The following is a 24,952-nucleotide window of genomic DNA, read 5'->3' as shown; positions in this document are numbered from 1 at the left end:
AAGATCACGTATATGATCGGATGGCGGGATCCCCCGCACGACAGTGGAAGTTCAGCCGATGTCCAAGAACGAGAAGACCAGCCCTGGCGTTGCTTCGAAGGCTTCGAAGCAGCTGAGCAATTCGACGAGCTCGAAATCCGAAAAGTCGGTGGCGGGTTCAGCGCTGACGCAGGCGGCAAATAAGCCGAAGAAGAAATAACGCTCGGTGTGCCGGCGGCATTGGTGGTTGCGCCGTGCCGCCTATTTTTGAGTCGCTGGGCAACGCACAGCGCGAACCTTAGGGGGAGTTGGCGATGAGCATCCTGGATGGAGTTAGCCAGTGCTGGTGGTTGAGCGAGACATGCCAACTCGACTGGGAGGCTACGTCCGCAGTTGCGACAGCGGCAGGTGTGATTGTCGCCCTTGCTGCGCCCGCAATTTCTCGTTACAGAACGCGGCGCCGAGCGAATGCTCTCTTCGCATTGGCCTTCTACGACCTCATCGCCCGCGCCAAGGCACGCCTGGAAGTAATCGAGGTTCACTATCCGCTCGGTGCGGGAACTGCTGTCAGTTGGGCAGCTGAGGGCTTGCTCATGACGAACGCCGTTGAGCGCGCGACATTTGCGGCCATGCCAGGTGCGCTTGCTGACCTTGCCCGTGTCGAGATTGATCTCAGCAGATGGCCCGTCGCCACAGACCTCGAGTTGGCTGAATCCGTTGCCCTGGCAGTGCACGCAGCGTCCCGCGTGTGTGACGCGATTGATGCCGGCGGAAACGGAACGAACGGATCGAAGCACTGGGGAACGTACTGGATCAGTTACCGCGCCGATATGGACTTTGCGCACAAACAAGTAGAGCGCGCATTGCGCGCGTGCGGTCGCGCCACCGAGGGCGCGCGCCAGTAATAGGCCGCCCTGCGGATCGTTCCCCGGGTCTTCCATCAGCCTGCTGATAGTCATGGTCGGCTTCCCTTCTCGTGGTCTCTGATGCGGTCGATCAGGTAGGTGGCTTCCTTCCGCCATTTGTCGCGGTCGAAAGGGTTGAGGTTCTTGGCGAGGTAGTGGAGCTGTTCGAGCGGCTGGATCAGCCAGGTGATGCGGAAGGGCATAGATGAGCGGTGGTCGCGGAGCGGGGCGTGCGGCCGACAGTCCGGCCCCGCGAGCCATTCGGCTTCGTCGCAGTCCAGGCATCGGCCATCACCGTTGCTTCCCGGCGGCCACCGGTGCTCCTGCCTCCCGACGGGCGGGTGCAGGTAGAGCGCGCGGATGGTCAGATTCCGGCGCTGCGGGTTGGTCACGTCCTCGGGCTCGGCCTCTTCCCAGGGCTCTCTGCTGCCGCGGCGCCGGCACTCGTAGCGAACCGGCTTCTGCATGCCATACAGCTGCTCCATGAGGGCCTTCGCCCAAGCTGCGGCGACCTCAGCCGGCACGGGCTCACCAGCGACGCCTGCGCGGCGCATGGCGCGGACTGTGGAGGCGACCGTTTGATCAGCCATCGCGGCCGCGCCTCCACGCCTCGGGCACCTGGGTGGCGCAGAGCAGGGCGCCCATGAGCAGGTAGACGCCGGTGTCTTCGATGCCGGCCCAGGCCATGGCGAAGGCAGCGGCCGCGAGCAGGGCACCGAGCAGCACCAGCCCGCCGGCGCGCCAGTGGCGGATCAGCCCGCGCATCGGATCTGCTCCATCAGGGCGGCGAAGTGCTCGTCGTGGCGGCGCTGCAGCCAGGCGGCCGCCACCAGCGCGCCGGCGACGAAGCCGACGATCAGGCCGAAGGCGAAGTCGATCCCGATCATGCTGCATCGCCTCCCGACGCAGGAGGGGCGGCGAGGGCGCGCGCTGCCATGCGGTTCTGGACGTCCTTCGAATACCCGGCGCGGACCAGCTGACCGACGGCGGCGCGGGAATCCCAGCCGCATGCGATGGCCTGCCGGCGGACGGACTGGGCGCGGTAGAACTGCTCGGAGGTCGTGACGCTCATGCGGCACCGCCTTTGACGCGAACACTGGGCTTGCCGGCGACTTCGACAGATGGGTAGAAAACGCGGTACTTCCCGGTTTTCAGGTTCTTCGTTCGCACACTGATCGAAGCCCATGGCTTGCCGTTGCAGCTCACGTGCAAGTCGACGGTGGTGCGGACGATCAGTGCTTCCCGTTCGACAGGGGGATGGCCATAGCGCTGCGATCGAACGATGCAGAGCGCGCCCGGCGGATATGCATCCCAACCAGCGTCAAACGCCCGCATTGCGGCGTCTTCGAGCACCGAGAGGCTGGTATCCAGCGCCAAGCGATCATCGCGGTACTGGCGGCTCATGCCGCGGCCTCGCCGCTGACGGCCTGGCGCAGCTCGGCTGCCGCGCGCTGCAGATCTGCGGCGGCGGCGTCGGCTTCCTCGGCGGTGAAGTAGACGCGGCCGGCGGCACCGACGTGCATCGCGACTTTGCTGGAGATGGGCTGCGCTTCGAACCGGACAGGCCCGGTCGAGCTGCTGAGGGTGAGGGTGGCCATGAAGTCTCCGTGCCCCGGCCCGGATGGGCTGTTACTGGGGCGACGGAGTTAGGTTAGGAGAAGCTAATTGCTCAGTCAATAGGAGTCGCTAATTTCCGGCTCGGTGTTGATGAACAAAGATGACGTTTGTTCAGTCACCCGTTAAACCGTTTGCTGAACGGGATGAGCGTGACAGCTGATTACGACGCAACTTTCATGCCCGACGGTCGATCTTAGTTGTACGCAACCAGATGGCAGTGGGAGGTGGTTGGGACCGTTGAACCTTGCGGCAGTTGTGCTAGGCAGAGTTCGTCATTACCATGCGCCGTATTCCTACACATGCCGGCATCTGGTCCCAGATGACATCGGCGCGTCTATCCACAGTCGACACAGGGAGGGTCGGTGGTAGCTACGCGAGTACCTAATCCGAGTAACGTTTTGCCGGCAGAGGGTGTCACGGAGGTTCTTCTCCAGGCCGCCGCTGCGAACCCATTCACTACTTTGATAGTGGTGGCCATCATCCTTTGCTTTGTCTGGTGGTGCTCGTGTCAAGTACTCATCAAGCGGAAGGAGTTCGATGTCATGAAGTCGAAAGAGGCAGCCGCGGCGATGACGGAGATGAAAAAAATGGAAAACGCCCATAAGCGGGCGATGGCCAAGCTGAAGAAAAAGAATTGATGGCTGGTCCGGAAAGGAGGAAGTCATGGAGTTCATGTTGCAACTAGTGTTACTGGCCGTGCTGGCCTTGGTGGCGACGCTGGCGGTTAGGGCCACCATCCGCGTCAGGACGATCCCTTATTCCCGCGCACTTCAACGCGCGACCTTGGCGATGTGCGCCGATGTAATGGCGAACGAGAAGAACACCGCCAAGGCTCGGGAGTATGCGAGCCTGATCGCGGTATTCTCTCTCTCAGATAAGGTATTGCTGAGCTTCGGGCGCGATCACAAGTTCATCAGCGATAAGATGGAAGCGATGCACCGCGACGGTCAGCTAGGCACCGATGCTGCGCTAACGGATGCGGACAAGAAGGTCATCCAGCCAGCTCTTCAAGTGTTTGCGATGACATGCTTGCTGCATAGCCCGGCGATGAGCCGTGAAATTCGGCGTATGTGGGAGGAAGTCACTGCGGATTCCTACGCCCGGGCAAACAGTGGTGCTCCACAGCAATCGAACAAGGCGGCTCCCCCAAGGGCTGAGAAGCCTGTTCAAGAGAGAATTGACAAAGTCGAGGACGAAGTGTTGGAGAGGTTTAGCGATCTCTGTCACGCTTGACCGAGAAACAAAAAAGCCCCGCTCCGGCGGGGCTTTTTTATGGCTGACTAATACCGAGACAGTCTGTTAGAAGCGCCGTAGTCCCGCGTGGATCAGTGCTTTCCCGAGGATGCTGACTTCTCCGTCATCTGACCGGTAAGTGGGGAAGTCCGGGTTGATGCTCACCACATACATGCCGTCGCCGCGCTTCTGCAACATCTTGATCTGAGTCTCGCCGCCTATGTTGATCAAGTAGTAGTCGTCGCCGTCAAAGTAGTTGCAGCTCGTATCGATCCAGATGATGTCCCCATCTTCGAGCTTGGGCTTCATCGAGGGGCCCCGGCCGGTGATCAGTTGGATCCGACCAGGCTTTGGCAGGTATCCGAGCTTTCGGCGAACCTCCCACTCTGCCACCTCGATCGTCTGCACTACCTCGGGGTAGTCCTGGTTCACCAATCCTGCACCCATCCCTGCGCCACCTTCAAAAACGTCGAAGCGAACATAGCCCGGGCGGGTCTCAGTCTCTAAGACTGGTGAGATCTGATACTCAGCAGCTTGCTCGGCGACGTGGAAGCCCCGAACGGAAGATCCTTTGCCTGTGGCCAACCAGTCCTCGTCGACTGACAGGGCTCTGGCCGCCGCGAGAAGGTTCTCGCCCCGAAGGAACTTTGCTTTCCCAGTGAACCATCCGTTCACGCTGGGCGCGCTGATCCCAACGCGTCGGGCCAGTTCGGCCTTGGTGATTCCGGCGTTCGCGATTGCGACGGTTAATCTTTCGGCGAGTGTGCTCATTAGGCAAGGCTAACGATTGTTGAATTAGGACTGGCTATTGACTTGAACATTAGCTAGTCCTAATCTTTGCTGCATGGACAAGCCCACCGACTCCGAGATTATCGACCGCCTCGGCGGCACTACAGAAGTTGCGCGCATCTGCCAGATCAAGCCGCCATCCGTCAGCGAATGGCGCTCCAGCGGAATCCCGTCGGCGCGCCGGCAGTTCTTGGCCTTGCTGCGTCCGGAGGCCTTCGAAGCCATGCCGATCAAGTCTGTTCGGCAAACGGTAGCCGCCCTCGTGGATACCCGAATGAGCAAGCGCGCGCTGCGGGCCAAACTGGGCCTGAAGACCGATGCGCATCTGGCCAAAGTGCTGCGGTTGCCCGCGGCCGAGGTTGAGGCTTGGCCGGAAGAACTGAGCGTCCCGGCGCTGCCGCAGGTGCTGCAGTTGCTTGGCGTGCAAGAACAGGCTCTGCCCGTGGCAGCTGCTTCCGACGACCCGGACGCCGACCGAATCGATCTCCGCGTCCACGCCGCCTGACTGGCCGTCCTTGGCCATCGTCCCTGAATCGAGTTCGTCCATGACGCAGATCGTGCGCCATGACGGGCCAGCTCGAAACCTTGAAACACCCGTCTTCCCAAGGTGAACCATGACCTGCCGTACTTCCTCGATTAACTGGCTCGACTGCCTCTACAACGCCGTGCGCAAGACGCCGGGCGGTGTGATCGAGGCTGCCAAATGGCTGACAGACCGCCGTGGCAAGTCCATGCACCCGGAGACGTTGCGTTCCAAGCTCAACGGCACCGAGGGTGAGTCGGTGACCATTGAGATTGCCGAGCTGCTGACCGAGTGGATGCAGCAGAAGGCCGGCGGCAGCGAGTACGCATTGGAGTGGATGCAGGCGCTTGCCGGCCAGTTCGGCATGGCGGTTGACCTGGTCCCGCCGGCACCGGAAGGCGGCTGGCCCGACGAGATCGCCGCGGTGCAGCTCAAGCTGTTGGAAATCACCACGCGGGTCGGGCGCCTCACCGGGACAGCAGTCGATGCGATCGGTGACCGCCAGATCGACAGTGACGAAGCCGCGCTGATGGTGAGCGAGGCCCGCGCGCTGCGAACGATGGCGCACCGCCTGGAGCGCAATGTTGCGCGCGCTGCCGCCAAGGGGAGGACAACCCGATGAGCCATCTGGCCCGTTCGACCGATATCAGCACCAGCCATGAGGCCGGGAGTTACGTGGCTGCCAGCGGCATCCAGCGTGACCAGCAGTCCAAGGCTGCCGCCGCTGTGAAGCATCACCCCGGACTCACCAGCATGAAGCTGGCCGACGTGACCGGCTTGGATCGCTACATGCTCGCGCGCCGCCTGCCAGAGCTGCTGAAGACCGAACAGGTATGGCGCGGCCCGGCCATGCCTTGCCCAGTCAGCGGTCGCAGCGCGTGCACCTGGTGGCCTGTTGCCCCAGGCGACAACTACACCTTGGCGGTCTGAACCATGTCTACGATCATCATGAGCCAGTGCTGGCCGCTGCAGAGCCTGAGCGTGACGCAGAAGGCTGTGCTCATCTCCCTGGCCGATCAGGCCAACGACGACGGCGTCTGCTGGCCCGCTATCGGCACCATCGCCAAGCGCTGCTGCATGTCGGCGCGCGCTGTGCGCGATGCAATGGATCACCTCGAGCTGGTGGGCCTGCTGTCGCGGGAGCGCCGCTTCAACAGCAGCAGCGTGTATGCGGTCACGCCAGCGAAGTTCGATGCGTCCGCTGCCCCTTCGAAGAGCAAGCGAAAGGCCGGAAAAGCGGGGGATGCACCGGGCGCAGGTGATGCGCCCCATGCAGGGGGTGCGCCCGCTGCACCCGGGGATGCGCCCGGTGCAGGGGGTGAGGCAGGGGGCGTAGGTCTGGAGGTGCGCCCCGTGCCGCCTAACCGTCATATAACCCCCATTGAACCGTCAGAAGAACCGCAAGTTCCGGCGCTGGCCGCGCCGATGTCGAAAGCGGCCCTCGAAGCGCAGATGCAGGAAGCCTGCAAGCAGACGTGGGCTGCCTACCGCACGGCCTACCGTCTGCGGCACGGCGTGGACCCGGTGCGCAACGCCAAGGTGAACACCAACGTGCGGGACTTGGTGAAGCGGCTGGGGCGGGAAGAGGCGCCGCAGGTGGCCGGCTGGTTCTTGGGCGTCAATGAGCAGTACGCCGTGAAGCGGATGCACGACCTGGGCGTGCTGCTGGCCGGAGCCGAGGCATACCGCACGCAGTGGGCCACCGGCCGGCAGGTCACGACGACCAGCGCTCAGCACACGGACCAGACCCAATCGAATCTGAGCACCGCCGACGAAGCCAAGGCGCTGTTGCGCAAGGGGAGGGCGACCAATGCTGGCTGATCACGAACAGGACCGGCTCGTCGAGCTGCTGGTGGTCACGGCTGAGGTAATTGGCGACCAGCTGCGTCCCACCACCGCTGCGTACGTGGTTCGGGACTTGTCCTGCTATCCGCTGGCGCAGCTTGAGCGCGCGCTGGAAGGTTGCCGCCGGGAGCTGAAGGGTCGCCTGTCCCTCGCCGCGGTGTTGGAGCGCATCGACGACGGCCACCCCGCACCGAACGAAGCGTGGGCGGTGGCCATCCAGGCAGCGGACGAGCGCAACACCGTGGTCTGGACCACGCTCACCCAACAGGCATGGAACACCGCGCTGCCGTTGGTCCAGGCGGGCGACAAGATCGCCGCGCGCCAGGCCTTCTTGGAGACGTACACCCGGCTGGTGAAGGATGCGCGCGCTGCACGCCTGCCGGCCAGCTACAGCCCGTCGCTGGGCTTCGACCTCACCAGCCGCAACGCGGCGCTCACGGATGCCGTGAGCAAAGGACTGCTGGCGCACGACCAAGTGAGCGACCACCTGCAGCTGACCGCGGCGGCGCCGGCTTTCAATCCAATGGCTCTGCTGGCTGGGAAGGTCGAGGCCTTGCCGGGCGCCAACGCGAAGATCCGGGCGCGTCTGGAGGAACTGGCACGGGAGCTGGCCGCCTGATGCGCTCGGACAACAACCAGCTCGACATCTTCGTCCACGACCCCCGCCTCAGCGCCGCTCGGGAGGCACCCTTGTGGCGTGCCGCCGCTGCGCAGGCCCTGATGGACTTTCAGTTCAGCGCAGTGGTGCGGAAGGACCGCCACGACTACTACCTGGCGAAAGCCGTCGAGCTAGAAGAAGTTGCCGCCCAGTCCAAGGCCGCGGCCTGATGTGGTCTAGCGCTCCACCGCCGACGAAGGCCGAGGCCGCGCGGATCGAGCTCGCCAAGACCGGCCCCTGCATGGCCTGTTTGGTCCGGTTCTCCGAGGGCCTGATGGCTCAGCGCCACGTCGTCTACGGCTGTGAATACAACCACGCCAAGTCGGGAAATATCCGGCGCGGCCACTTCTTCGGCTACGCGCTGTGCCAGTGGCATCACCAGCGCTACCGGCACGAGCACATGACCCAGCAGCAGATGGTGGACCGGTGGGGACCGCCGTTGCACTGGTCGAAGAAATTTCACGAGGCATTCGGCTCGGACGACGAGCTGATCGATCAACAGACCTACATCAACGAAATAAGGATGGCTGCGTGAGCGAGAGCAACAAGACATACGCCGATCAGGTTCGTTCGGCGTTCGACGAGGCCCCGGCGGAGGGACTGGGCTACGCCAGCCTGTACGAGAAGCTGGCCGCCGATGGCATGGACATCGAGCGCGGCAAGGAGCGCATCTGCAGCGTACTGCGCTACTTGGTCGCCCGGGGCTACCTGATCAGGAGGGGTGAGCGTGAGAACGCCCGGTTTCGCCGGAGTGGCGTGGCGATGGCTAGGCCACGTCTGACTGAATCGCAGCGGACAGAGCGCAAGGCGGCAAAGAACCGTCGTCGCGGGGAGAGGATTCGGGCTGCGCGCGCCGTGGCGGTCGGGGTGCGCGCCGCGATGATCCCCAAGCCGGTCCTGGCAGCTCCGAGGGCCACGCCAGTGGTCGAGACGTTCGAGCAGTGGCGGGCCAGAGGCGGGGAAGTGGAGCGCCTGACTGCAGCCTGGGAACGGCCGGGATAGAGGGCAGGCGTCGCGATCGTTGCGACGCACTGGGAAGAAGCTGGACGGATGGAGCTGACCCGCTACGACGACAAGGCGCTGGCGCTGCTGAGCAGCATCCAGCAAGACATAGCCGCGATGCGATGGACGAGGGCGTGGACGGCCCCAGCCGTACGCCGCGAGGCACAGAAGGCACTGCGCCGGGCACGCGCGCTGCGCCGTGAAATCAATCGACGAGAGCACAAGGGGAAAGGCCATGGGGAATGTACGTGAGCTGCTGTCCAGCCGGATGGGGCCAACAACCGTGAAATTCGACACCGGCCGCGGCGGTACGCCGGATCTGACCACGCAGGACATCGCCGCAGCGCTGGGAATGGTGCCCGCCGGCCTCGGCCGCGAGCTACTGGAGGCCCTGTGGTGGCCGGAGAGTGCGATGCGTCGAGTCGACCATCTGCGAAAGGCAGTGATCGCACTGGTGGCGCCGGAGTACAACCGACACCAGCAGGTGCTGAGCTTGGCGCGTACGGAATACGGCATCGCCAAAACCTGCATGGGCTGGGCGGGAAACGCGGTGACGGACATGCAGCGCCGGGAGTTCGCGCGCGCTGAGGCAAAGCTGGAGGCCACCCGCGCGCTGTGTTGGCCCATCAGCACCATGGAGCAGCTTGGCGGACTGGCAGTGGCGGTGATCGGTGAAATGGCCGCTGCTGGCTGCTGCAAGCGATGCGAGGGATTGCGCACACAGGCTGCACCGGAGGGCACCGGCGTAGTGGAGTGCGAAGCATGCGACGGTAGTGGCCTGGAGCAACTGAGCGGCAGGAAGCGTGCAGCAGCCATCGGGGCCGATTGCTCCGCATACAGCAGGTTCTGGCAGCCAGTGTACGAATGGATGCTCGTCCAGATGCGAGCGGCAGAGGGCGAGGCGGCGCGGCAGCTTGGACATGCGCTTTCGCGTGCTGCATAGCGATGACTTGAAGGGTCATCGGAAATGCGGGCATTCTTGCCACTATCCAGACGCAAGCCCCGGCCAAGCCGGGGCTTTCTCGTCCCACCCTTGCGTGAGATATTCGGCGCAGATTTGACAGCGCATAGGGGCAAGGCCAATGGGACACGGTGCTGCATGGACGGAAGATGATGTGCTCGAAGCGGTCCTACGCGCTGACGAACGTCAGGCTAAGGGTAAGGTGGAGCGGCACATATGGCTGTCTGATCACGTCATCATTGATGGCATGGTCTGGGCTGAAATGGAGAACATGGCCTTGCTTGAAGAGGCGCGAGTATCATTCATCTACGGAAGGTATCTAGCAGCGCTCATTCTTGCGTGCGCGTTCTTTGAGCAGACTGCCGCCGACATTGCGCAGTCTTCTCCAGGATGTTGGGGTGATGATCGAAAAACATGTGTTCAGAAGGGTTTGCCCGACGAACTGATGACAGAGTGCGATCGGCTGTACAAAATCAGAAATGCTTACTGTCACAGGAAAACAAGATCTCATCAGACGCGATTGTCGATAAGATTCAGGGCGACGAAATGTCACCCCGATCAGATCAAGCTGCAGGATGCACGTGATGCGATGGTGGCAATGTACAAACTGCACCGCCTGACTTTGCAGCCTATCTCGCTGGCCTGAGCACCGCTCTGCTGAATACCGGCCCGCCAATGGCGGGCTTTTTCTTTGCCCGCTTCCCAGACCGGATTAACCCTCGCGCCAAGCCGGCAGCGGGGCGGGCACCTATTGACCAAACCCGGAGGGGCGATATGCCGAACCGGACAATCCACGGGGCAACCATGCGGGACGAAATCATCAGTACCGCGGCGAGTGCTGCGGCAAAGGTCACGCCGCCGGTCGCGGTGGCCGGGGCCGTCGCCGGCGGCGTCAACCTAGACCGTCTGGTCGTGATCCTGACTGTCGTGTACCTGGTCGGCCAGATCACCTATCTGGTTTGGCGCTGGGTCCGCGAGTGGCGGCAGGCTGCCAAGGCGACCAAGGCATGAGTCGGCCCGGTGGAGCACCAGGTCGGTCGCTCGTGGCGCTTCTGGTCCTGAGCGCTGCCGGCTTGGTCGCGATCGTATCGAGGGAGGGCTATACCGATACGGCCGTCATCCCCACCAAGAACGACCGCCCCACGGTCGGCTTCGGATCGACGTTCCACGCCGACGGTACGCCAGTGCGGCTCGGTGATCGAATCACTCCGGATCGCGCCCTGCACACCGCTCAGGCGCACATCGCCGGTGAGGAACAGCGATTCCGCGCCTCGCTCCCTGGCGTCTTCCTCACACAGGGTGAGTACGACCTCTATTTGGACTTCACCTACCAGTACGGGACAGGGAACTGGCAGACATCGTCCATGCGGCGCCAGCTGCTAGTGGGCAACTACCGTGCCGCCTGTGACGCCTTGCTGCTGTGGAAGCGTGCCGGTGGCTACGACTGCTCGACGCTGATCAACGGCAAGCCGAACAAGGTGTGTTGGGGCGTGTGGGATCGGCAGCTGGAGCGGCATGCCAAGTGCGTTGCCGAGCTTGCCCCGTGAGTCGGACCTACGTGGTCGTCGGCCTGCTGATCGCATGGGTCGTGTGCTGCGTGCTGTCGTTCGCTGCAGGCTGGTCCTGGCGCGGAGATCGCGCGGCTCTCAGTACCGCCACGGCCGAGGTGGCCGACGGACGGAAGGCCCTAGCTGGAGAGAAGGTGGCTCGCTCTGTCGATCGCGAGCAGGTAGCAGGCGTCCAACAGGCGGGAGATACCGCCGACGAGCGAGAGGAAAAGATCGATGCTGACTATCAAGAGCGCATCGCAGCTGCTGTTGCTGGCCGCGATGGTGAGCTTGGCAGGCTGCGCGGCCACTGGGCCAGTTGCGAAACCAGCCGCCTGGCCGACGGTGCCGCCGCTGCCGCAGCCGCTGCAGAACAAGACCGACTACGCCGGCTCGGTGCGGCACGAATTGTACGGGCCTGCGAGCTCGCCCAGTCCGAGCGAGACGAAACCGTAGACCGATACCGAGCCGTCGAGACGGCCATCAACGGCGCCAAGCGCCCCTGATCCTTGGAGATCACCATGTCCCGAACCATCAAAGTACTCGGCGTCACCCTCTGGCCGACTCTCTCCCAGCGGCTTGCACAGCGCCTGCGTGCCGTCGAGGTGGACGGTGAGGCCCTGCGCACCGAGCTCGCCGCGGTCAAAGCGTACAGTGAGAACGTCGACTCCGCTGCCGGCTCGCAGATCACCTCGCTCAGCAGCCAGCTGGCCGCCGTCAATGGGGTTCTGATCGAAGTGCAGGGCCGCTTGCAGCCGCTGCCGAAGACCAAGAAAGCCAAGGCCCAGGTCCGCCGCCGCAGCCCGCGCTGATGGCGGGGCAGGGCAAGGCCATGCTGGCGCTTGGCCGGCTGAAGGTCGGCCAGATGAACAAGACCGAGGCCGCTTATGCGGAGCGGTTGCGTCAGCTAGAGGCTGCCGGTGAGATTCAGTGGCATAAGTTCGAAGGCATCAAGCTTCGCTTGGCTGACAACATGTTCTACACGCCTGACTTCGCGGTGCTAGCCGCTGATGGCGTGATGGAGCTGCACGAGGTCAAGGGCTTCTGGATGGACGATGCCAGGGTCAAGATCAAGATGGCTGCCGCGCTGTACCCGATGCGCTTCGTTGCGGTCCGGGCGAAGCCGAAGCGGGATGGAGGCGGCTGGGCCGTCGAGGAGTTCTGATGGACGAGCGCATAGACCGCCTGCTGTCGTTGGCCGAGCAGCAGCACGCCACTATCGTGGAGCAGGGCCGCCAGATCGCTCAGCAGGCTGAACATATCGGTCTACTCACGCAGTCAGTCGTGCTGCTGCTGGGCGAAGAAGTGGGCGTGCCGTTGCCTGACGGAGACGCCGCGCCCGAGCCGCAGCGCACCGACATGGACGGGAAGCCGTACTGATGCCGACCAGGCCCGCCCAGCACCGGCCGACGGGCTGGAAGCCCTACAAGGAAGACGCTCGGCAGGTGAGGCGGCGACAGGCCCGCCGGGCTTTGCCGACCAATTCGGCCGCATGGCGAAAGATGCGGGCCGCCCACCTGGCACGGGAGCCGCTATGCCGACACTGCGCCGCATTGGGCAGGGTCAGGGCGGCTACAGACGTTGACCACATCGACGGCGACGACGCCAACAACGAGCCGGGCAACCACCAGTCCCTCTGCAGGCCCTGCCACAGCGCGAAGACCGCGCGTGAGAACGGCGGGTTCGGGCGGCCGACGTGGAACCCCAACGGGCGTGACGGGTTCCACGGCGGAGGTCGCCAAGGGAGGGGGGAGGGTGAAAGTTGAGGCTGAACGCTTCGCGATACGCGCCCCCTCTTTTCGTCGCATTTCCACAGAATTTGAATTTCGAGGTTGGCCCGGATGGCGAGGCACAAGCAGCCGGCCGAGCTGGCCAAGCTCAAAGGGGCCGAGAAAAAGAACCCCCAGCGCTACAAGAAGGTCGCGCCGACCACGGGCAAGGCGCTCGGTAAGCCGCCGACGCATCTGCCTGAAGACGTGGTCGACGTCTGGAAGGAGCTGGACAAGTGCTCGCTGCCCGGGGTGCTGACCAGCGCCGACCGGTTCGTCATGGAGGTGGCCGCGTCGCTGCTCGCCGAGTTCCGCGCGAACCGCACCGACTTCAAAGCGGCCAAGTACTCGCACCTGATCGGCTGCCTGGCGCGGCTCGGCCTCACGCCGGCGGATCGCCAGAAGCTCGGGACCGAGAAGCCCAAGAAGGGCAATCCATTCGACGAGTTCTGATGCATGACCCCGAGCGAATCTGCCAAGGCCTACGCACGCAGCGTGGTGGCCGGGAAGATTCCGGCCGGACGGTACATCATCCTTGCTTGCCAGCGGTTTCTGGATGACCTGAAGCGCACCGGCCCTGACTGGCCGTACAAGTACGACGCGGCCAAGGCCGATCGCGCGGTCAAGTTCCAAGAGCTGATGCCCCACACCAAGGGCAAGTGGGCGGCAAAGAAGCAGCTCCTGGTGTATGAGCCTTGGCAGCACTTCATTGAGTGCAACCTCTTCGGCTGGGTCCGCAAGTCCACCGGCATGCGCCGGTTCCGCGAGTCCTACGAAGAGATCCCCCGAAAGAACGGCAAGTCGCTGCGCCTTGCGGCACGAGGCCTGTACCTGTTTGCCGCCGACGGCGAGGCCGGTGCGGAGATCTACTCGGGCGCCACCAGCGAGAAGCAGGCCTTCGAGGTGTACCGGCCGGCCTGGCAGATGGTCCAGAAGATGCCCGCGCTGCGTGCGCGCTTCGGCATCGAGCAGTCGGGCAACCCGAAGAACCCCGGCTCCATGTTCGTCATGGAGGACATGTCGAAGTTCGAGCCGATGATCGGCAAGCCGGGTGACGGCTCCAGCCCGCACGCGGCGCTGGTGGACGAATACCACGAGCACGACACCGACCACATGGTCGATGCGATGCAGACTGGCATGGGCGCGCGCGAGCAGCCCTTGCTGGGGATCATCACCACCGCCGGGACCAACCTGGGCGGGCCGTGTTACGAGAAGCGGCGCGATGTGATCCGAATTCTGGAAGGCGAGGTCACCGACGAAACCATCTTTGGGATGATCTTCGGCATCGACGAGGGCGACCGGTGGGACGATCCGGCGAGCCTGCGCAAGGCCAACCCCAATTACGGTGTCTCGGTCTTCGAAGAGTTCCTGTTGGCGCAGCTGGCGCAGGCCAAACGGTCTGCCAGCAAGCAAAGCGCCTTCCGAACCAAGCACCTGAACGACTGGGTGGGCGCCAAGCTCGCCTGGATGAACATGCTGGCGTGGCAGCGGCAGAAGCGGTCGTTCGACCTCGACGACTTCGACGGCTGCCGCTGCTGGGTCGGCGTCGATCTCGCATCGAAGTTGGACGTTGCCGCGGTGGTGATGCTGTTCGAGAAGGACGGCGCCTTCTACGTTGTTCCGCGCTTCTACGTGCCGGAAGCGGCGGTAGAGGAAAACGAGCGTTACCAGCTGTATGTTCTGGAAGGCCTGATGGTGGCCACGCCAGGGAACATGACCGACTACGCCTTCATCGAGGAAGAGCTGAAAGAGCTGGCCGCGCGCGGGATCGACATTCAGGACATCGCCTTCGATCCGACCCAGGCTACGTACGTCATGACGCGGCTTGGCCAAGAAGGCTTGCCGGTCGTGGAGATGGCCCAGTCGGTACGCAACCTATCCGAGCCGATGAAGGAAGTGGAGGCGCTGATCTTGTCCCATCAGCTTTGGCACGACGGCAACGCCGCGCTGACTTGGATGATGGGCAACGTGGTGGCGCGGGTAGATGCGAAGGAGCATGTGTACCCCCGTAAGGAATCGAACAACAACAAGATCGACGGCGCGGTGGCGCTGATCATGGCTATGGCCCGCGCGATGCAAGCGCAGGACACCGGTCAAATTCAACAGGGCTTCGTGGTGATGGACTGATGAGCGCACAAATTGCACGCAACCGATTGGACGTTGCCATCGGCGTAGACCGTGCCGTCCGGGCTATGGCTCCAACCGCAAACGCGCTGACTGAGGGGGACACCGTAGCCTCATCCGATCTTCGGATGTTTGAGGTCTTCGGCAACCCCGCGACTGCATCTGGCGCTGTCGTGACCGACAAGACCGCGATGCGGGTGTCAGCCGTCTACAGTTGCGTGAGCCTGATCGCGGGCTCGATCGCACAGCTGCCGTTGCCGGTGTTCGAGCGGATGGAAGACGGTCGCCAGCGCGCCAAGCACGACTACTGGTGGATCCTGAACGAGCAGTTCGGCCCGGCATGGTCCGCATCCACCGCTTGGGAGTTCCTGATCTCCCAGATGCTGTTGCGCGGAGACGGCATCGCCTACGCCACCCGCAACCGCAGCGGCGCGGTAACAGGACTGATCCCTTGGCCTCGCGATCGGGTGACGATTTTGGAGCAGGAGCGATCCAGCCCAAAGGAGCCACGCCGGCTGCAGTACACGTTCTACGACACCCTCGGCTACTTCACGGTCGACCAGGACGACGTGCTGCACATCCCCGGCTTCGGCTTCAACGGCGTGTCATCAATGTCGGTGATTCAGTGGGGTGCCCGCAACGGAATCGGCATCGCCATTCAAGGCGACGAACACGCCGGCAAGTTCTTCAGCGAGGGGGGCAAGCCGGAGGTGGCGATCACGGCCACCAACAAAATGACGCCGGATATGCAGGAGAGCTTCCGCGACGCCTGGGTGAAAAAGTACGGAGGCATCCAAGGGAACCGCCGCATCCCCCTGATCCTGACGGAAGGCCTGGACGTCAAGGAGCTGACCATGTCGGCCGTGGACCAGCAGTTGCTGGAATCGCGGCAGTGGCAGGTGATCGACATCGCCCGTGCCTTCGGCGTTCCGCCGCACATGATCGGTGAGACCACGAAGGCCAGCAGCTTCGGCACTGGCATCGAATCCATGGGCATCGGATTCGTGAAGTACACGCTGGGTTCCCACCTGAAGCGGGTCAAGGACGAGTTGAACCGCAAGCTGTTCAGGACCGAGCGCTTCTACGTTGAACACAACGTCGACGGCTTCATGGCCGGTGATTCCAAGGCCCAGGCGGAGTACTTCAGCAAGGCGCTCGGCGGGCCAGGCGCCCAAGGCTGGATGTACGTCAACGAGGTTCGCCGCCTGAAGAACCTGCCGCCGATCCCCGGCGGAGACACGCTGTACCTGCCCACCGAGGCGGCCAAGCCGCCCGGCAACAAGAACGATCCCGATAGGACTGATGACGATGCCGATCCCGAAGCTACTGCAGCTCGCGCGTAACAACGCGAACGCCTCCAAGCCGCTGCGCGCCGAAGCTGGCGACGGTGTGGCCACAATCTACCTTCACGGCGTGATCGGAGGGTGGTGGGGCGACATCGACGAAACCGCCTTTGTGCGTGAGCTGGCCGCACTGGATGTGGAGACGATCCATCTTCGGATCGACTCCCCTGGTGGTGACGTGTTCGCGTCGCGCTCGATGATGACCGCGATCGCCCAGCACCAGGCGAAGGTGATCGCGCATGTTGATGGCATCGCAGCCTCTGCTGCGACCGGCCTTTGCATGGCCTGCGACGAGGTGGAGATCAGCCAAGGCGCTCAGTTCATGATTCACAACGCCTGGACGATCGCGATCGGCAACAAGTCCGAGATGTCGAAAACCGCGGAGCTGCTGACCAAGATTGACGCCGGGCTCGCCGGCGATTACACCCGCCGCTCCGGACAGAGTTCCGAGCAGGTTGTGCAGTGGATGGACGAAGAGACCTGGTTCACCGCTGATGAGGCGGTGCAGCACGGCTTCGCCGACCGCGTGGTGGAGGTGGTGGGCAAGAAGGGCGCCAGCAACAGCTGGGATCTCTCTGCCTACAACAACGCCCCGGCCGTGCTCGGGAAGCCCAAGAACACTGCGAGCGATGACGATGCCGCCATCGCCGCCCATCGAACCGGGCTTGATCGGCGCCTTGCGCTGCTCGAGCGCGCGCCTGCGTAAGCGACTCCCGCCCGCAGTTCATCAGCCGCCGCAAGGCGGTTTTTTTTCGCCCAAAGGAAACTGACACATGCCCCTTAACATTCAGGCCGAGCGGGAGCGCCGCACCGCGCTGGCAAAGGAAACCCGCAACCTGCTGGACACCAGCACCGGTGACGGCAACACCTGGACTGCCGAGAACCAGGCCAAGTACGACACCAATATCGCCGAGATCGAGCGTATCGACGCTTCCATCGAGCGCCACCAGAAGGTCATGGACCTGACCGCGGACAACCACATGCGCGATGCCGGCGTGCGCGAGCACCAGGCGCCCGGCAACAGCGAGCGCCCGCAGGACCGCAAGCTCTTCGACAAGTGGGCTCGCGGTGGTGACAAGGCCCTGAGTGCGGAAGACTGGACCCAGGTCAATGCCGCGATGAGCGGCAACCCGAATGTGAACCCGGAACAGGGCGGCTATACCGTCCCGACCACGCTCGCAGCTCAGATCCTCGAAGCCCTGAAGGACTTCGGCGGCATGCGCCGTGTCGCGGACGTCTTCAGCACTGCCGGCGGCGAGCCGATGCAGTACCCGACCAGCGACGGCACCTCGGAAGAGGGTGAGGTCGTGGCGGAGAACCAGTCGGCGACCGACGATGACGTCGAGTTCGGCACCAAGGGCCTGGGCGTGCACAAGTACAGCTCCAAGGTCGTCACGGTGCCCTGGGAGCTGCTGCAGGACACGACCTCGGACATCGAGGGCTTCATTACCCGCCGCCTGCAGACCCGGCTGGGGCGCGTCACCAACCGTCATTACACCGTGGGCACCGGCGTCGGCCAGCCGATGGGTCTCATCACTGCCGCCAGCAACGGCAAGATCGGCGCGGCGTCCGCCGTTCCGCTCATCCTGTATGACGACCTGATCGACCTCGAGCACAGCATCGACCCGGCATACCGCGCAAACGGTAAGTGGATGTTCCACGATGACATGCTGAAGATGGTCCGCAAGGTCAAGGACGAAAGCGGCCGCCCGATCTTCGTGCCGGGTTACGAACAGGGCAACCCGGGCGGTGCCCCGGATCGTCTGCTGAACCGGGATATCGAGATCAACCAGCACATGGACAGCCCGGCCGCTGGCGCCAAGTCGATTGTCTTCGGTGACTTCAGCTACTACAAGATCCGCGACGTGATGGCGGTGACGCTGTTCCGCTTCAACGATTCGGCCTACATCAAGAAGGGGCAGGTGGGCTTCCTTGCCTGGATGCGAACCGGCGGCAACCTGATCGACGTGGGCGGCGCGGTCAAGACCTTCCAGCACGGCGCCGCGGCGTAATCCAGCGTCATTGAATGGCCGGGCGGTCTGCTGACCGCCTGGCCTGTACCAGGAGCAGGACCATGGCAAAACAGAAACCCCAGGCCTCGCCGGCCAGTGAAGCTGCGGTGGGTGAAGATCCAGCCGCAGTTGCATCCGGCGTTGAAATTCCCAACGCGGGCGGCGTTGCTGCCGTCACGACGCTCGGTGGCGACTCCATCGGAGGGCCCGACGGTGTCACTGACCAAGCGGCTACCGAGAGCGCCGCCACCGGGGCGGCCGATGCGGCGACGGTCGAGGAATCCGGTCAGCAACAGGCCCACGATGAACAAGTTCCACCTGCGCAGATCCTGCTGGGCGGGAAGGTGCGCGCCTTGGTGCTGAGCGACAACGCTTTCGGGCGCTGCGGCGAGGTCCGGGAGTTCGAAGCCGCACACGCCGCCGCGATCGAGGGGGGCGGCTTCATCGACACCCATCCCAACGCCGTAGCTTCCGCTGAAGGGGATTGATCCATGTTGCGTACGCGAGCCCCAGCCACTGAAGAGCCGGTGAGCTTGGCGGAAGCGAAGGCGCACCTGGCTGTGATCCACGCCGCAGACGACCTCCTGATCGGTGCCCTGATCGTGGCCGCCCGCGAAGTGGTTGAGCGCGCGACCGCCTACGCGCTGGTGGTGGCCAGCTACGAATGGAGCCCTGTGGGCGAGCGACGCGCGCCTCTTCCCATCGAGCCGGGCAGTGTCACCAGTGCTCCCGGTGAGTACCCCGTGCTGTTCGATACGGTGCCCGGGCCGGTGCCGGCGCCACTGCGGGCGGCGATTCTGCTGCTGGTCGGCGACCTCTACGCGAACCGTGAAGCGGGCATCACTGGCACCATCCACGTGGAGAACCCAACCGTCGACCGGCTGATGTTCCCCTACCGTCGGGTGTTCCCATGAGGCGGGCGGGTAAGTACCGGCATCGCGTCACGCTGCAGGCCTTCACCTTGGTGCGTGACCAGCTCGGTGGAGACAGGAAGGATTGGACGGACTGGCACAAGGACGTGCCAGCGGAAGTGGTGCCGCTGTCCGGACGGGAGTTCACGGCGGCAAGTGCCGAGCATGGCCAGGTGACGGCACGCATGGAGATCCCGTATCTGCCGGGTGTCCTCAACACCATGCGGGTGGTGTTCGACGGCCAGGTCTACGCGATTCGCGCGGTGCTGCCGGATCCGACGGCGCGCAGCCACATCAACCTCATGGTGGATGCCGGGGTATCCGATGGCTGAAGAATTACAGCTTCATGGCCTGAAGGGGCTGTTGACGACCCTGCGCGGCCTGCCGGACGAGGTCCGTGGAAAGCCACTGCGCACCGGCATGCGCAAAGGCGGCAACATCATCCGTGATGAGGCGCGAAACCGGGTGGTGAAGCATTCCGGCTTCCTTGCCAGCGAGATCGTTGTCCGGAGGGCCAACGCAAGGAACCGGCGCCGAGCAGGGGTAGGGAAGGACGGGGAGTACTTCACCGTCGGTGTGCGGGTTGGCAGGAAGGCCAAGTACTCGAATACGAAGCGCAATCAGCGCCTGCGCCGCGTCGGCAAGGTCTACGAAACGACGGGGTGGGCGCACTACTGGCGGCACGTCGAGTTCGGGACCAAGAAGATGGCGGCAAAGCCATTCCTGACGCCTTCGGCTGAGGCCCGTGGTCCGCAAGCTGCCCAGGCGATCATCAATGAAACGTGGATCGCGATCACTCGCGCGCTGAAACGACAAGGCTGGGTGCTGTGATGGTTCCTTTGATCCAATCGATATTGCAGGCCAGCGGCCCTGTGCTCGCGCTGTTGGGGAACCCGATTCGCGTGTGGCCCGGGGTGGCGCCCGAGGGCGCGGCGCTACCCTACGCGACGTGGGGCGTTGTGGGCGGGTCACCAATGGCGCAGCTTTCCGATCCGCCGCCGGCGGACGGCTGGCGGGTGCGCCTGACCGTATGGGGCGACGGAGCGAGCCAGGCCAACGCCGCTGCGGTGGCCATCCGCGACGAGGTGGAGCGCCACGGCAGCATCGAGTCCTACAACCCCACGCCTGATGACGACGACACCGGTGCGTTCGGCATTTCCTTCGACGTGCGGCTGCTGGCCATCCGGTAGCCCTCAACACCGCAACCCCAACCGCCGGCGCAAGCCGGTTTTTTTGTGCCCGGCGACCGGGCTTCTACAAGAGGTAAACCGCAATGGGCGTTTTGAAGTCCAAGCACACCCAGCTGTTCATCGCCACCGCGCTCGCCGAGGTCACCAAGGTGACCCGTCTGCGTTCGGTTGGCTTCCCCGATGGCCAGGCATCGGAAATCGACGTTTCCGATTTCGACGATGACTGGGATCAGTTCGTTGCCGGCCGCAAGGCCACCGGCAGCACCACCATCGAGATCAACTACGACGCCGTGGACCACGAGAAGATCGAGGCCCTGCACACCAGCGGCGCTGTCGTGGACTTCCTGGTCACCGCACCGAAGTCTGAGACCGAGGGCGTGGAGAAGCCCGTCGCAGTCAATGGCGTCATCACGCCGCCGACCGATGTGGTGTCCAAGCAGTTCAAGGGCTTCGTCCAGAACTTCGCCGTCCAGGTGGCGGACAACGATATCTGGAAGGCCACCATCACCATTCGCGGCTCCGGCGCGGTCACCACCCACCGTCCGGCGCCCTGACCGGCGCAACGGCGCTCTCTCTTTCGGCCCGCTTCGGCGGGCCTTCTCTATGGCCGGGTGCGCGGGAACCCCCGCGTGTTAGCCGTGCGCGGCCTGCGCACCCAGCCACCACTTCAGGAAACGGTCCATGAGCAAGACCAACGACACCCCGGCGACCGACACGCTCGCCACCTCCCAGACCGTGCTGCAGGCCTTCACCAGCTTGGGAATGTTCGCGTCCAAGGACGTGCATGCAGACACCATCACACTGCCCGGCGGCGACAAGGCGCAGTTTCACGTGCGCGAGCTGCCGGACGCGGAGTTCCGCAAGCTGTTCCAGGACGGCGATCGCGCCAAGCTGATCGCAGCAACCATCTGCGACGAGAACGGCAAGCCGGTAATGACGGCCGCCCAGGCGGCACAGCTGAAGCCGCTGGTGGCCGCCGAGCTGCAGCAGGTGGCGATGAAGCACTCGGGCTTCGGCGACAAGGCGGCTGACGCCCAGGCCGAGGCGGGAAACGCCTAAGGCAGCGGGGCGAGGACTGGTTCTGGCACGTCCTGGCCGGCCATCTGCATCGCACGGTGGCCGAGCTGCGCGGGACCATGTCTCGCAAGGAGTTCCTGCGGTGGTGGGAGTTCCACAAGCGAAACCCCATCGATCCGGTGGGGCTGCACATCAAGCCGGCCGCATTCGCTGCCTTCACCTTCGCCGCGCACAGCCAAGGAGGCACGAAGCGCGGCATGCAGGACTTCATGGACGTGCTGGTGCCCCGGTCGGACGACGACGAGGCGCAGGACTGGTTCGATTCACTGGGATGACCAATGGCTGACAACTTCGGGCGCTTCGCGGTGGTTCCCATCGGCCAGCTGCTGGCCGCGCGCGACGGCGGCCTCACGCTCGCCACCACTGCTGCGGCCAACATCAATCGAATGGCCAAGTCGGACGTGGCCCAGAGCACGGGCACGGTGGGTGTCGAGTTCGCCGTATGGGGCGACGACCCGATGGCGGCAATGATCGGCGTCGTTACCGGCGCGGCGCCACTCAACGCCTACCCGGGGGCTACGGCCGCGGGGATCGGCTGGGAGCTTGGGACGGGGCGGCTGGTGTTGAACGGCGCGGCCGTTGCCAGCGGCCTGCCGATCGCCAAGCACGGCGATATCGCGGGGCTGCGCGTCGTGTTCGGCACTCCGACCCGCCTGCAGCTCTATCTGGGTGCCACCCAAGTGCATCAGCGCGATATTCCCTTGGGTGGCCCGTTGCACTTCGCCGCCGCGCTCGCGGCGAGCAAGGCAGGGGGCTTGTGCATGGTGGTGAACGCCGGGCAGTGGAACGCTCGCGGGCCGGCTGCGCTGGCCGGCTGGAAGCTCGCCACGGCCTCTGGAGCCGTCACTCGCTTGTCAGATGCGGACTGGCTGACCGCGCCCGGTGACCTTCCGGCCAATGCGCGATACGAGGGGCTGATCGCCGAAGGGGTGAACCTGATCAGCGAGATCAACTTCTGGCCTTGGGGCGGTGATCCGGTCACCCAGACCAGCGCGGCCGAGTGCGTGGTGCTCGACGCCGACGGACTTCTCGACAACCTGGCATTGTCCGGCGCCTCAGGGATGCCGGTGCAGATCCGGGCGGGCAGCTCCGCCGGCATGCTGGCTGACACCACTGCCGTGTTCCGCTTCACCGTGGACCGCATCGAGATCAACGACGACGGCAGCAAGACGGTTCACTTCCGCGACGCGCACGACGATCTGGATGAAACGATCAACCGCGGCGTGTTCATGCCGAACATCGCCGCGTTGGCATGGAAGCCGCAGCCGGTGGTGATCGGCGCGGTGGCCAGCGTGCCGGCAATGGGTGCCAACTCGGATGCGACGGCGATGTTCGTGGCCGACGGCCTGGTCTACGCCGATGCGGTGATGGACCGAGGTGACCTCATGGAGCCAGGGACGTTCTCGCTGTCGCCGGACGGGCAGCAGCTGATCATGAAGTCGCCGCCGGTCACGCCGGTGGTGGCCGATCTGTCGAGCGTTGGGCCGGGCCAGCGCCCGGCCACCCTGCAGCAGGCGATCGCCGACATCATGGGCCGCCTGGGCAAGACCTCATGGTCAGGCGGCGACTGTGCTGCGGTTGATGCCGCGACGGGCTATGCGGGCGTGGGCTACTACGCCGGCAATGCCATCACCGGGCGGGATGCCATGAACGCCATCCTCCCCAGCTATGGGGCGGCCTGCTACCAGGACGCCACCGGGGTGCTGCGTTTCACCCGGGTGGTGGCCCCCGAGACGTTCGGTGGTGCTCCCGCGTTCGAGCTCACGGCGAACGACCTGGCCGAGGATCTGGTGGCGGTGCCAGACGACGCGCCGAACCTGACACGCCGCATGGCATACCGCCCGAACGCTCAGGCGTTGGGTGCCTCGGATCTGGTCACGGATGTGGTGGACGTGCCGCAGGCGCGACGCGACGAGCTGACCGGCCTGTTCCGCGGGCAGGTGTACGGCGGCGGGGTGCTGCACCAGCACTACCGCCGGGCCGACGCGGCAGATCCGGTGCTTTCGCTGTTCTGGAGCGCGGCCGACGCGCAGTCGGAGATCGACCGGGTGGTGGGCATGTACCGCCAGCAGCGGTTCTTCTACCAGGTGACGGTGCGTGGCGATCAGAGCCTGGCGCCGCAGCCCGGTCAGATCGGCCGGCTGACGTACCCGCGCTATGGCCTAGACGAGGGCAAGACGGTGCTGGTGCGGCGCGTTGAGCGCAACCCGGCCACGGGTGACGTGGTCCTGACGATGTGGGGTTGATCGGATGCTGATCGGATATGGAATGCCAGCCCCTCAATCGGTGGCGCTGGTGGGCGGGACCTGGCTGACGGCAGATGGCGGAGCGGCGCTGTTCGACGGCAAGCCCGCGCGCCGGGCGCGCATCGCCCGCACTGGTGCGCTGTCCATCAACATCACCCTCGCCGAGGCTGTCGTGCCGGGGATCGTGGCCGTGCTGGGCCTCAACGTGCCCGCCGGTGTCACCGTACGTGCGGCAGGCGCCACCGGCCAAACCATACGTCTGCCCAGCGGCAGCGTATGCGCCTGGCTATTTCCGACCGGCACTGCCTCGGTCAGCAGCGTTGCGGTCCAGATCGAAACCACGGTGACCAACGTTGAGGTCGGGGAGATAGCGATATTCCGCACGGTGGACGTTGGAATCACGGATGGATGGGCGGTGGCACCGATCGACGCCAGCACCCACACGAGAACCAAGGGCGGGCAGGTGAACACGGTCGCGGGTGCCATGTACCGCCGCCTGACCGCGACGCTGTCTGGCCGCGCGACTGAGGTGGTGCGTAAGGGCGGCCTGGCCGGAACGGACTGGGAGACGGTCGCAATGGCAATGGCTGGGCGCCAGCGCGCATGCGTGGTGCCGCAATACCGCGACATTCAGACAAACGCGTTTGATCCGGTTCTGGCCGCGCGCGCTGCCATGTATGGCCACGCCACCCAGCTGCCCTCTGCCGAGAACATCAGCCGGCAGTACTTCAGCGGATATGTGGAGTTTGAAGAGGTTCCGGCCTGACGGTTCCGTTGTCCGACTTCCCGGTGAGACAATCCGCGCTTCTTCACCAAGGAAAGCAGGGATGATTGAACACACGAGCAAAGTGGATGTGCCTGACGACGAGCCGCCGTCTGCGCCTGATGACCTGCCAATCCGTGCAGGAGACACGCTGGAGGAAATTGGGAGGCTCATGCTTTTCCTGTCCGTTGTCGCAGGCGGCGTGGGAATTTTCGCCTTCGGCCGAATCCCCACCGTAACGAGTTGGGGCATCAGCTATGAGTGGCACCCCCTCGCGGTCTTGGCTGTTCTGATCGGCGCGGTCTGGGCCGTCGCTCTTTCATGGGCGGTATATAGAGCGGGAACGACGCTGCGGTGGATTGAGGCCATCGGCCGGAAGCTCGACATCAAATAGTCGCGTAGCCCTAGAGGCTCCGCTGTGACCAGGCCCGCCACGTGCGGGCCTTTTTTATGGACGG

The 24,952-nt window shown here is 64.4% G+C and carries 44 protein-coding genes; 37 read left to right on the top strand and 7 right to left on the bottom strand.

Annotated elements, in window-relative coordinates:
- Positions 1-58: 58 nt before the first annotated feature.
- Positions 59-199 carry a hypothetical protein gene (locus tag ABE424_RS18295; protein WP_346492180.1) on the top strand — a complete coding sequence of 47 codons (141 nt, stop codon included), beginning with the start codon at positions 59-61 and terminating at the stop codon, positions 197-199.
- Positions 200-293: 94 nt separating this feature from the next.
- Complete coding sequence (locus ABE424_RS18290; protein ID WP_346492181.1) at positions 294-884, top strand: hypothetical protein; 591 nt, start codon at positions 294-296, stop codon at positions 882-884.
- Positions 885-934: 50 nt separating this feature from the next.
- Here ABE424_RS18290 and ABE424_RS18285 read toward each other — a convergent pair whose 3' ends face one another.
- From ABE424_RS18285 to ABE424_RS18260, 6 genes are all read right to left on the bottom strand, one after another.
- A complete protein-coding gene (locus ABE424_RS18285) occupies positions 935-1,369 on the bottom strand; it encodes a hypothetical protein (protein WP_346492182.1) in 435 nt (144 codons plus the stop codon).
- Positions 1,370-1,466: 97 nt separating this feature from the next.
- Positions 1,467-1,649, bottom strand: a complete 183-nt coding sequence (locus tag ABE424_RS18280) for a hypothetical protein (RefSeq protein WP_346492183.1) — start codon at positions 1,647-1,649, stop codon at positions 1,467-1,469.
- Positions 1,637-1,771 (bottom strand): hypothetical protein, encoded by a 135-nt coding sequence (locus tag ABE424_RS18275; RefSeq protein ID WP_346492184.1) that lies wholly within the window; start codon positions 1,769-1,771, stop codon positions 1,637-1,639. The genes ABE424_RS18280 and ABE424_RS18275 overlap by 13 nt, the downstream gene beginning before the upstream one ends.
- The gene (locus ABE424_RS18270) at positions 1,768-1,956 is read right to left on the bottom strand and encodes a hypothetical protein (RefSeq protein ID WP_346492185.1); all 189 of its coding nucleotides are present in this window, start codon (positions 1,954-1,956) and stop codon (positions 1,768-1,770) included. Before ABE424_RS18270 ends, ABE424_RS18275 begins: the two co-directional genes overlap by 4 nt.
- Positions 1,953-2,288, bottom strand: a complete 336-nt coding sequence (locus ABE424_RS18265) for a hypothetical protein (protein WP_346492186.1) — start codon at positions 2,286-2,288, stop codon at positions 1,953-1,955. The genes ABE424_RS18270 and ABE424_RS18265 overlap by 4 nt, the downstream gene beginning before the upstream one ends.
- Complete coding sequence (locus ABE424_RS18260) at positions 2,285-2,482, bottom strand: hypothetical protein (protein ID WP_346492187.1); 198 nt, start codon at positions 2,480-2,482, stop codon at positions 2,285-2,287. Before ABE424_RS18260 ends, ABE424_RS18265 begins: the two co-directional genes overlap by 4 nt.
- A 682-nt stretch (positions 2,483-3,164) precedes the next feature.
- Here ABE424_RS18260 and ABE424_RS18255 point away from each other — a divergent pair.
- On the top strand, positions 3,165-3,734 hold the full coding sequence (locus ABE424_RS18255) for a hypothetical protein (RefSeq protein ID WP_346492188.1): 570 nt from the start codon (positions 3,165-3,167) through the stop codon (positions 3,732-3,734).
- Between the two features lie 66 nt (positions 3,735-3,800).
- On the opposite strand, the gene ABE424_RS18250 is transcribed toward ABE424_RS18255, so the two are convergent.
- A complete protein-coding gene (locus ABE424_RS18250; RefSeq protein WP_346492189.1) occupies positions 3,801-4,505 on the bottom strand; it encodes a helix-turn-helix transcriptional regulator in 705 nt (234 codons plus the stop codon).
- A gap of 73 nt (positions 4,506-4,578) precedes the next feature.
- Between ABE424_RS18250 and ABE424_RS18245 the strand changes: the two genes are divergently transcribed.
- From ABE424_RS18245 to ABE424_RS18080, 34 genes are all read left to right on the top strand, one after another.
- The gene (locus ABE424_RS18245) at positions 4,579-5,028 is read left to right on the top strand and encodes a hypothetical protein (RefSeq protein ID WP_346492190.1); all 450 of its coding nucleotides are present in this window, start codon (positions 4,579-4,581) and stop codon (positions 5,026-5,028) included.
- 109 nt (positions 5,029-5,137) lie between these two features.
- Positions 5,138-5,668, top strand: a complete 531-nt coding sequence (locus tag ABE424_RS18240) for a hypothetical protein (protein ID WP_346492191.1) — start codon at positions 5,138-5,140, stop codon at positions 5,666-5,668.
- Entirely contained in the window at positions 5,665-5,976 is a 312-nt protein-coding gene (locus tag ABE424_RS18235; protein WP_346492192.1) for a winged helix-turn-helix domain-containing protein, read from the top strand. The genes ABE424_RS18240 and ABE424_RS18235 overlap by 4 nt, the downstream gene beginning before the upstream one ends.
- Before the next feature lie 3 nt (positions 5,977-5,979).
- Complete coding sequence (locus ABE424_RS18230) at positions 5,980-6,867, top strand: helix-turn-helix domain-containing protein (protein ID WP_346492193.1); 888 nt, start codon at positions 5,980-5,982, stop codon at positions 6,865-6,867.
- The gene (locus tag ABE424_RS18225) at positions 6,857-7,510 is read left to right on the top strand and encodes a hypothetical protein (protein ID WP_346492194.1); all 654 of its coding nucleotides are present in this window, start codon (positions 6,857-6,859) and stop codon (positions 7,508-7,510) included. The genes ABE424_RS18230 and ABE424_RS18225 overlap by 11 nt, the downstream gene beginning before the upstream one ends.
- Positions 7,510-7,719: a hypothetical protein gene (locus tag ABE424_RS18220; protein ID WP_346488836.1), complete on the top strand. Its 210-nt coding sequence runs from the start codon at positions 7,510-7,512 to the stop codon at positions 7,717-7,719. The genes ABE424_RS18225 and ABE424_RS18220 overlap by 1 nt, the downstream gene beginning before the upstream one ends.
- Complete coding sequence (locus ABE424_RS18215; protein WP_346492195.1) at positions 7,719-8,084, top strand: Ref family recombination enhancement nuclease; 366 nt, start codon at positions 7,719-7,721, stop codon at positions 8,082-8,084. Before ABE424_RS18220 ends, ABE424_RS18215 begins: the two co-directional genes overlap by 1 nt.
- The gene (locus tag ABE424_RS18210) at positions 8,081-8,551 is read left to right on the top strand and encodes a hypothetical protein (protein ID WP_346492196.1); all 471 of its coding nucleotides are present in this window, start codon (positions 8,081-8,083) and stop codon (positions 8,549-8,551) included. Before ABE424_RS18215 ends, ABE424_RS18210 begins: the two co-directional genes overlap by 4 nt.
- A 48-nt stretch (positions 8,552-8,599) precedes the next feature.
- A complete protein-coding gene (locus ABE424_RS18205) occupies positions 8,600-8,803 on the top strand; it encodes a hypothetical protein (RefSeq protein ID WP_346492197.1) in 204 nt (67 codons plus the stop codon).
- A 31-nt stretch (positions 8,804-8,834) separates the two neighbouring features.
- Positions 8,835-9,494, top strand: a complete 660-nt coding sequence (locus ABE424_RS18200; protein ID WP_346492198.1) for a hypothetical protein — start codon at positions 8,835-8,837, stop codon at positions 9,492-9,494.
- 172 nt (positions 9,495-9,666) lie between these two features.
- The gene (locus ABE424_RS18195; RefSeq protein WP_346492199.1) at positions 9,667-10,158 is read left to right on the top strand and encodes a hypothetical protein; all 492 of its coding nucleotides are present in this window, start codon (positions 9,667-9,669) and stop codon (positions 10,156-10,158) included.
- Positions 10,159-10,316: 158 nt separating this feature from the next.
- Positions 10,317-10,523: a hypothetical protein gene (locus ABE424_RS18190; protein ID WP_319624126.1), complete on the top strand. Its 207-nt coding sequence runs from the start codon at positions 10,317-10,319 to the stop codon at positions 10,521-10,523.
- Positions 10,524-10,555: 32 nt separating this feature from the next.
- On the top strand, positions 10,556-11,059 hold the full coding sequence (locus ABE424_RS18185) for a lysozyme (RefSeq protein ID WP_346492200.1): 504 nt from the start codon (positions 10,556-10,558) through the stop codon (positions 11,057-11,059).
- Complete coding sequence (locus ABE424_RS18180) at positions 11,056-11,565, top strand: hypothetical protein (RefSeq protein WP_346492201.1); 510 nt, start codon at positions 11,056-11,058, stop codon at positions 11,563-11,565. Before ABE424_RS18185 ends, ABE424_RS18180 begins: the two co-directional genes overlap by 4 nt.
- Before the next feature lie 15 nt (positions 11,566-11,580).
- Positions 11,581-11,871: a hypothetical protein gene (locus ABE424_RS18175; RefSeq protein ID WP_346492202.1), complete on the top strand. Its 291-nt coding sequence runs from the start codon at positions 11,581-11,583 to the stop codon at positions 11,869-11,871.
- Positions 11,871-12,224, top strand: coding sequence for a DUF1064 domain-containing protein (locus ABE424_RS18170; RefSeq protein ID WP_346492203.1), 354 nt, complete (start codon positions 11,871-11,873; stop codon positions 12,222-12,224). Before ABE424_RS18175 ends, ABE424_RS18170 begins: the two co-directional genes overlap by 1 nt.
- Positions 12,224-12,439, top strand: a complete 216-nt coding sequence (locus tag ABE424_RS18165; RefSeq protein WP_346492204.1) for a hypothetical protein — start codon at positions 12,224-12,226, stop codon at positions 12,437-12,439. Before ABE424_RS18170 ends, ABE424_RS18165 begins: the two co-directional genes overlap by 1 nt.
- Entirely contained in the window at positions 12,439-12,825 is a 387-nt protein-coding gene (locus tag ABE424_RS18160; RefSeq protein ID WP_346501995.1) for an HNH endonuclease signature motif containing protein, read from the top strand. Before ABE424_RS18165 ends, ABE424_RS18160 begins: the two co-directional genes overlap by 1 nt.
- A gap of 75 nt (positions 12,826-12,900) precedes the next feature.
- A complete protein-coding gene (locus ABE424_RS18155) occupies positions 12,901-13,281 on the top strand; it encodes a hypothetical protein (protein ID WP_346492205.1) in 381 nt (126 codons plus the stop codon).
- A 3-nt stretch (positions 13,282-13,284) separates the two neighbouring features.
- Complete coding sequence (locus ABE424_RS18150) at positions 13,285-14,955, top strand: terminase TerL endonuclease subunit (protein ID WP_346492206.1); 1,671 nt, start codon at positions 13,285-13,287, stop codon at positions 14,953-14,955.
- Positions 14,956-15,125: 170 nt separating this feature from the next.
- Positions 15,126-16,295, top strand: coding sequence for a phage portal protein (locus ABE424_RS18145; protein ID WP_346492207.1), 1,170 nt, complete (start codon positions 15,126-15,128; stop codon positions 16,293-16,295).
- Positions 16,255-17,001, top strand: coding sequence for a head maturation protease, ClpP-related (locus ABE424_RS18140; RefSeq protein WP_346492208.1), 747 nt, complete (start codon positions 16,255-16,257; stop codon positions 16,999-17,001). The genes ABE424_RS18145 and ABE424_RS18140 overlap by 41 nt, the downstream gene beginning before the upstream one ends.
- A gap of 67 nt (positions 17,002-17,068) precedes the next feature.
- Entirely contained in the window at positions 17,069-18,307 is a 1,239-nt protein-coding gene (locus ABE424_RS18135; RefSeq protein ID WP_346492209.1) for a phage major capsid protein, read from the top strand.
- A gap of 62 nt (positions 18,308-18,369) precedes the next feature.
- A complete protein-coding gene (locus ABE424_RS18130) occupies positions 18,370-18,795 on the top strand; it encodes a hypothetical protein (protein ID WP_346492210.1) in 426 nt (141 codons plus the stop codon).
- A 3-nt stretch (positions 18,796-18,798) separates the two neighbouring features.
- Positions 18,799-19,221, top strand: coding sequence for a head-tail connector protein (locus ABE424_RS18125; RefSeq protein WP_346492211.1), 423 nt, complete (start codon positions 18,799-18,801; stop codon positions 19,219-19,221).
- Entirely contained in the window at positions 19,218-19,550 is a 333-nt protein-coding gene (locus ABE424_RS18120; protein WP_346492212.1) for a phage head closure protein, read from the top strand. The genes ABE424_RS18125 and ABE424_RS18120 overlap by 4 nt, the downstream gene beginning before the upstream one ends.
- The gene (locus tag ABE424_RS18115; protein WP_261997044.1) at positions 19,543-20,049 is read left to right on the top strand and encodes an HK97-gp10 family putative phage morphogenesis protein; all 507 of its coding nucleotides are present in this window, start codon (positions 19,543-19,545) and stop codon (positions 20,047-20,049) included. The genes ABE424_RS18120 and ABE424_RS18115 overlap by 8 nt, the downstream gene beginning before the upstream one ends.
- Complete coding sequence (locus ABE424_RS18110; protein WP_346492213.1) at positions 20,049-20,408, top strand: DUF3168 domain-containing protein; 360 nt, start codon at positions 20,049-20,051, stop codon at positions 20,406-20,408. Before ABE424_RS18115 ends, ABE424_RS18110 begins: the two co-directional genes overlap by 1 nt.
- 83 nt (positions 20,409-20,491) lie before the next feature.
- On the top strand, positions 20,492-20,962 hold the full coding sequence (locus tag ABE424_RS18105; RefSeq protein ID WP_346492214.1) for a phage tail tube protein: 471 nt from the start codon (positions 20,492-20,494) through the stop codon (positions 20,960-20,962).
- A 127-nt stretch (positions 20,963-21,089) separates the two neighbouring features.
- Positions 21,090-21,467, top strand: a complete 378-nt coding sequence (locus tag ABE424_RS18100) for a hypothetical protein (RefSeq protein WP_346492215.1) — start codon at positions 21,090-21,092, stop codon at positions 21,465-21,467.
- A 56-nt stretch (positions 21,468-21,523) separates the two neighbouring features.
- A complete protein-coding gene (locus ABE424_RS18095) occupies positions 21,524-21,760 on the top strand; it encodes a hypothetical protein (RefSeq protein WP_346492216.1) in 237 nt (78 codons plus the stop codon).
- 3 nt (positions 21,761-21,763) lie between these two features.
- The gene (locus tag ABE424_RS18090; RefSeq protein WP_346492217.1) at positions 21,764-23,731 is read left to right on the top strand and encodes a hypothetical protein; all 1,968 of its coding nucleotides are present in this window, start codon (positions 21,764-21,766) and stop codon (positions 23,729-23,731) included.
- A 4-nt stretch (positions 23,732-23,735) separates the two neighbouring features.
- Positions 23,736-24,497, top strand: coding sequence for a hypothetical protein (locus ABE424_RS18085; protein ID WP_346492218.1), 762 nt, complete (start codon positions 23,736-23,738; stop codon positions 24,495-24,497).
- Positions 24,498-24,558: 61 nt separating this feature from the next.
- Positions 24,559-24,888 (top strand): hypothetical protein, encoded by a 330-nt coding sequence (locus ABE424_RS18080; protein WP_346492219.1) that lies wholly within the window; start codon positions 24,559-24,561, stop codon positions 24,886-24,888.
- Positions 24,889-24,952 lie beyond the last annotated feature (64 nt).

This window comes from Stenotrophomonas sp. TWI1149 (assembly GCF_039673155.1).
GTDB lineage: Bacteria > Pseudomonadota > Gammaproteobacteria > Xanthomonadales > Xanthomonadaceae > Stenotrophomonas > Stenotrophomonas maltophilia_AA.
Note: the sequence above shows the minus strand (reverse complement) of the source record. Positions and strands in the feature narration are given on the sequence as shown.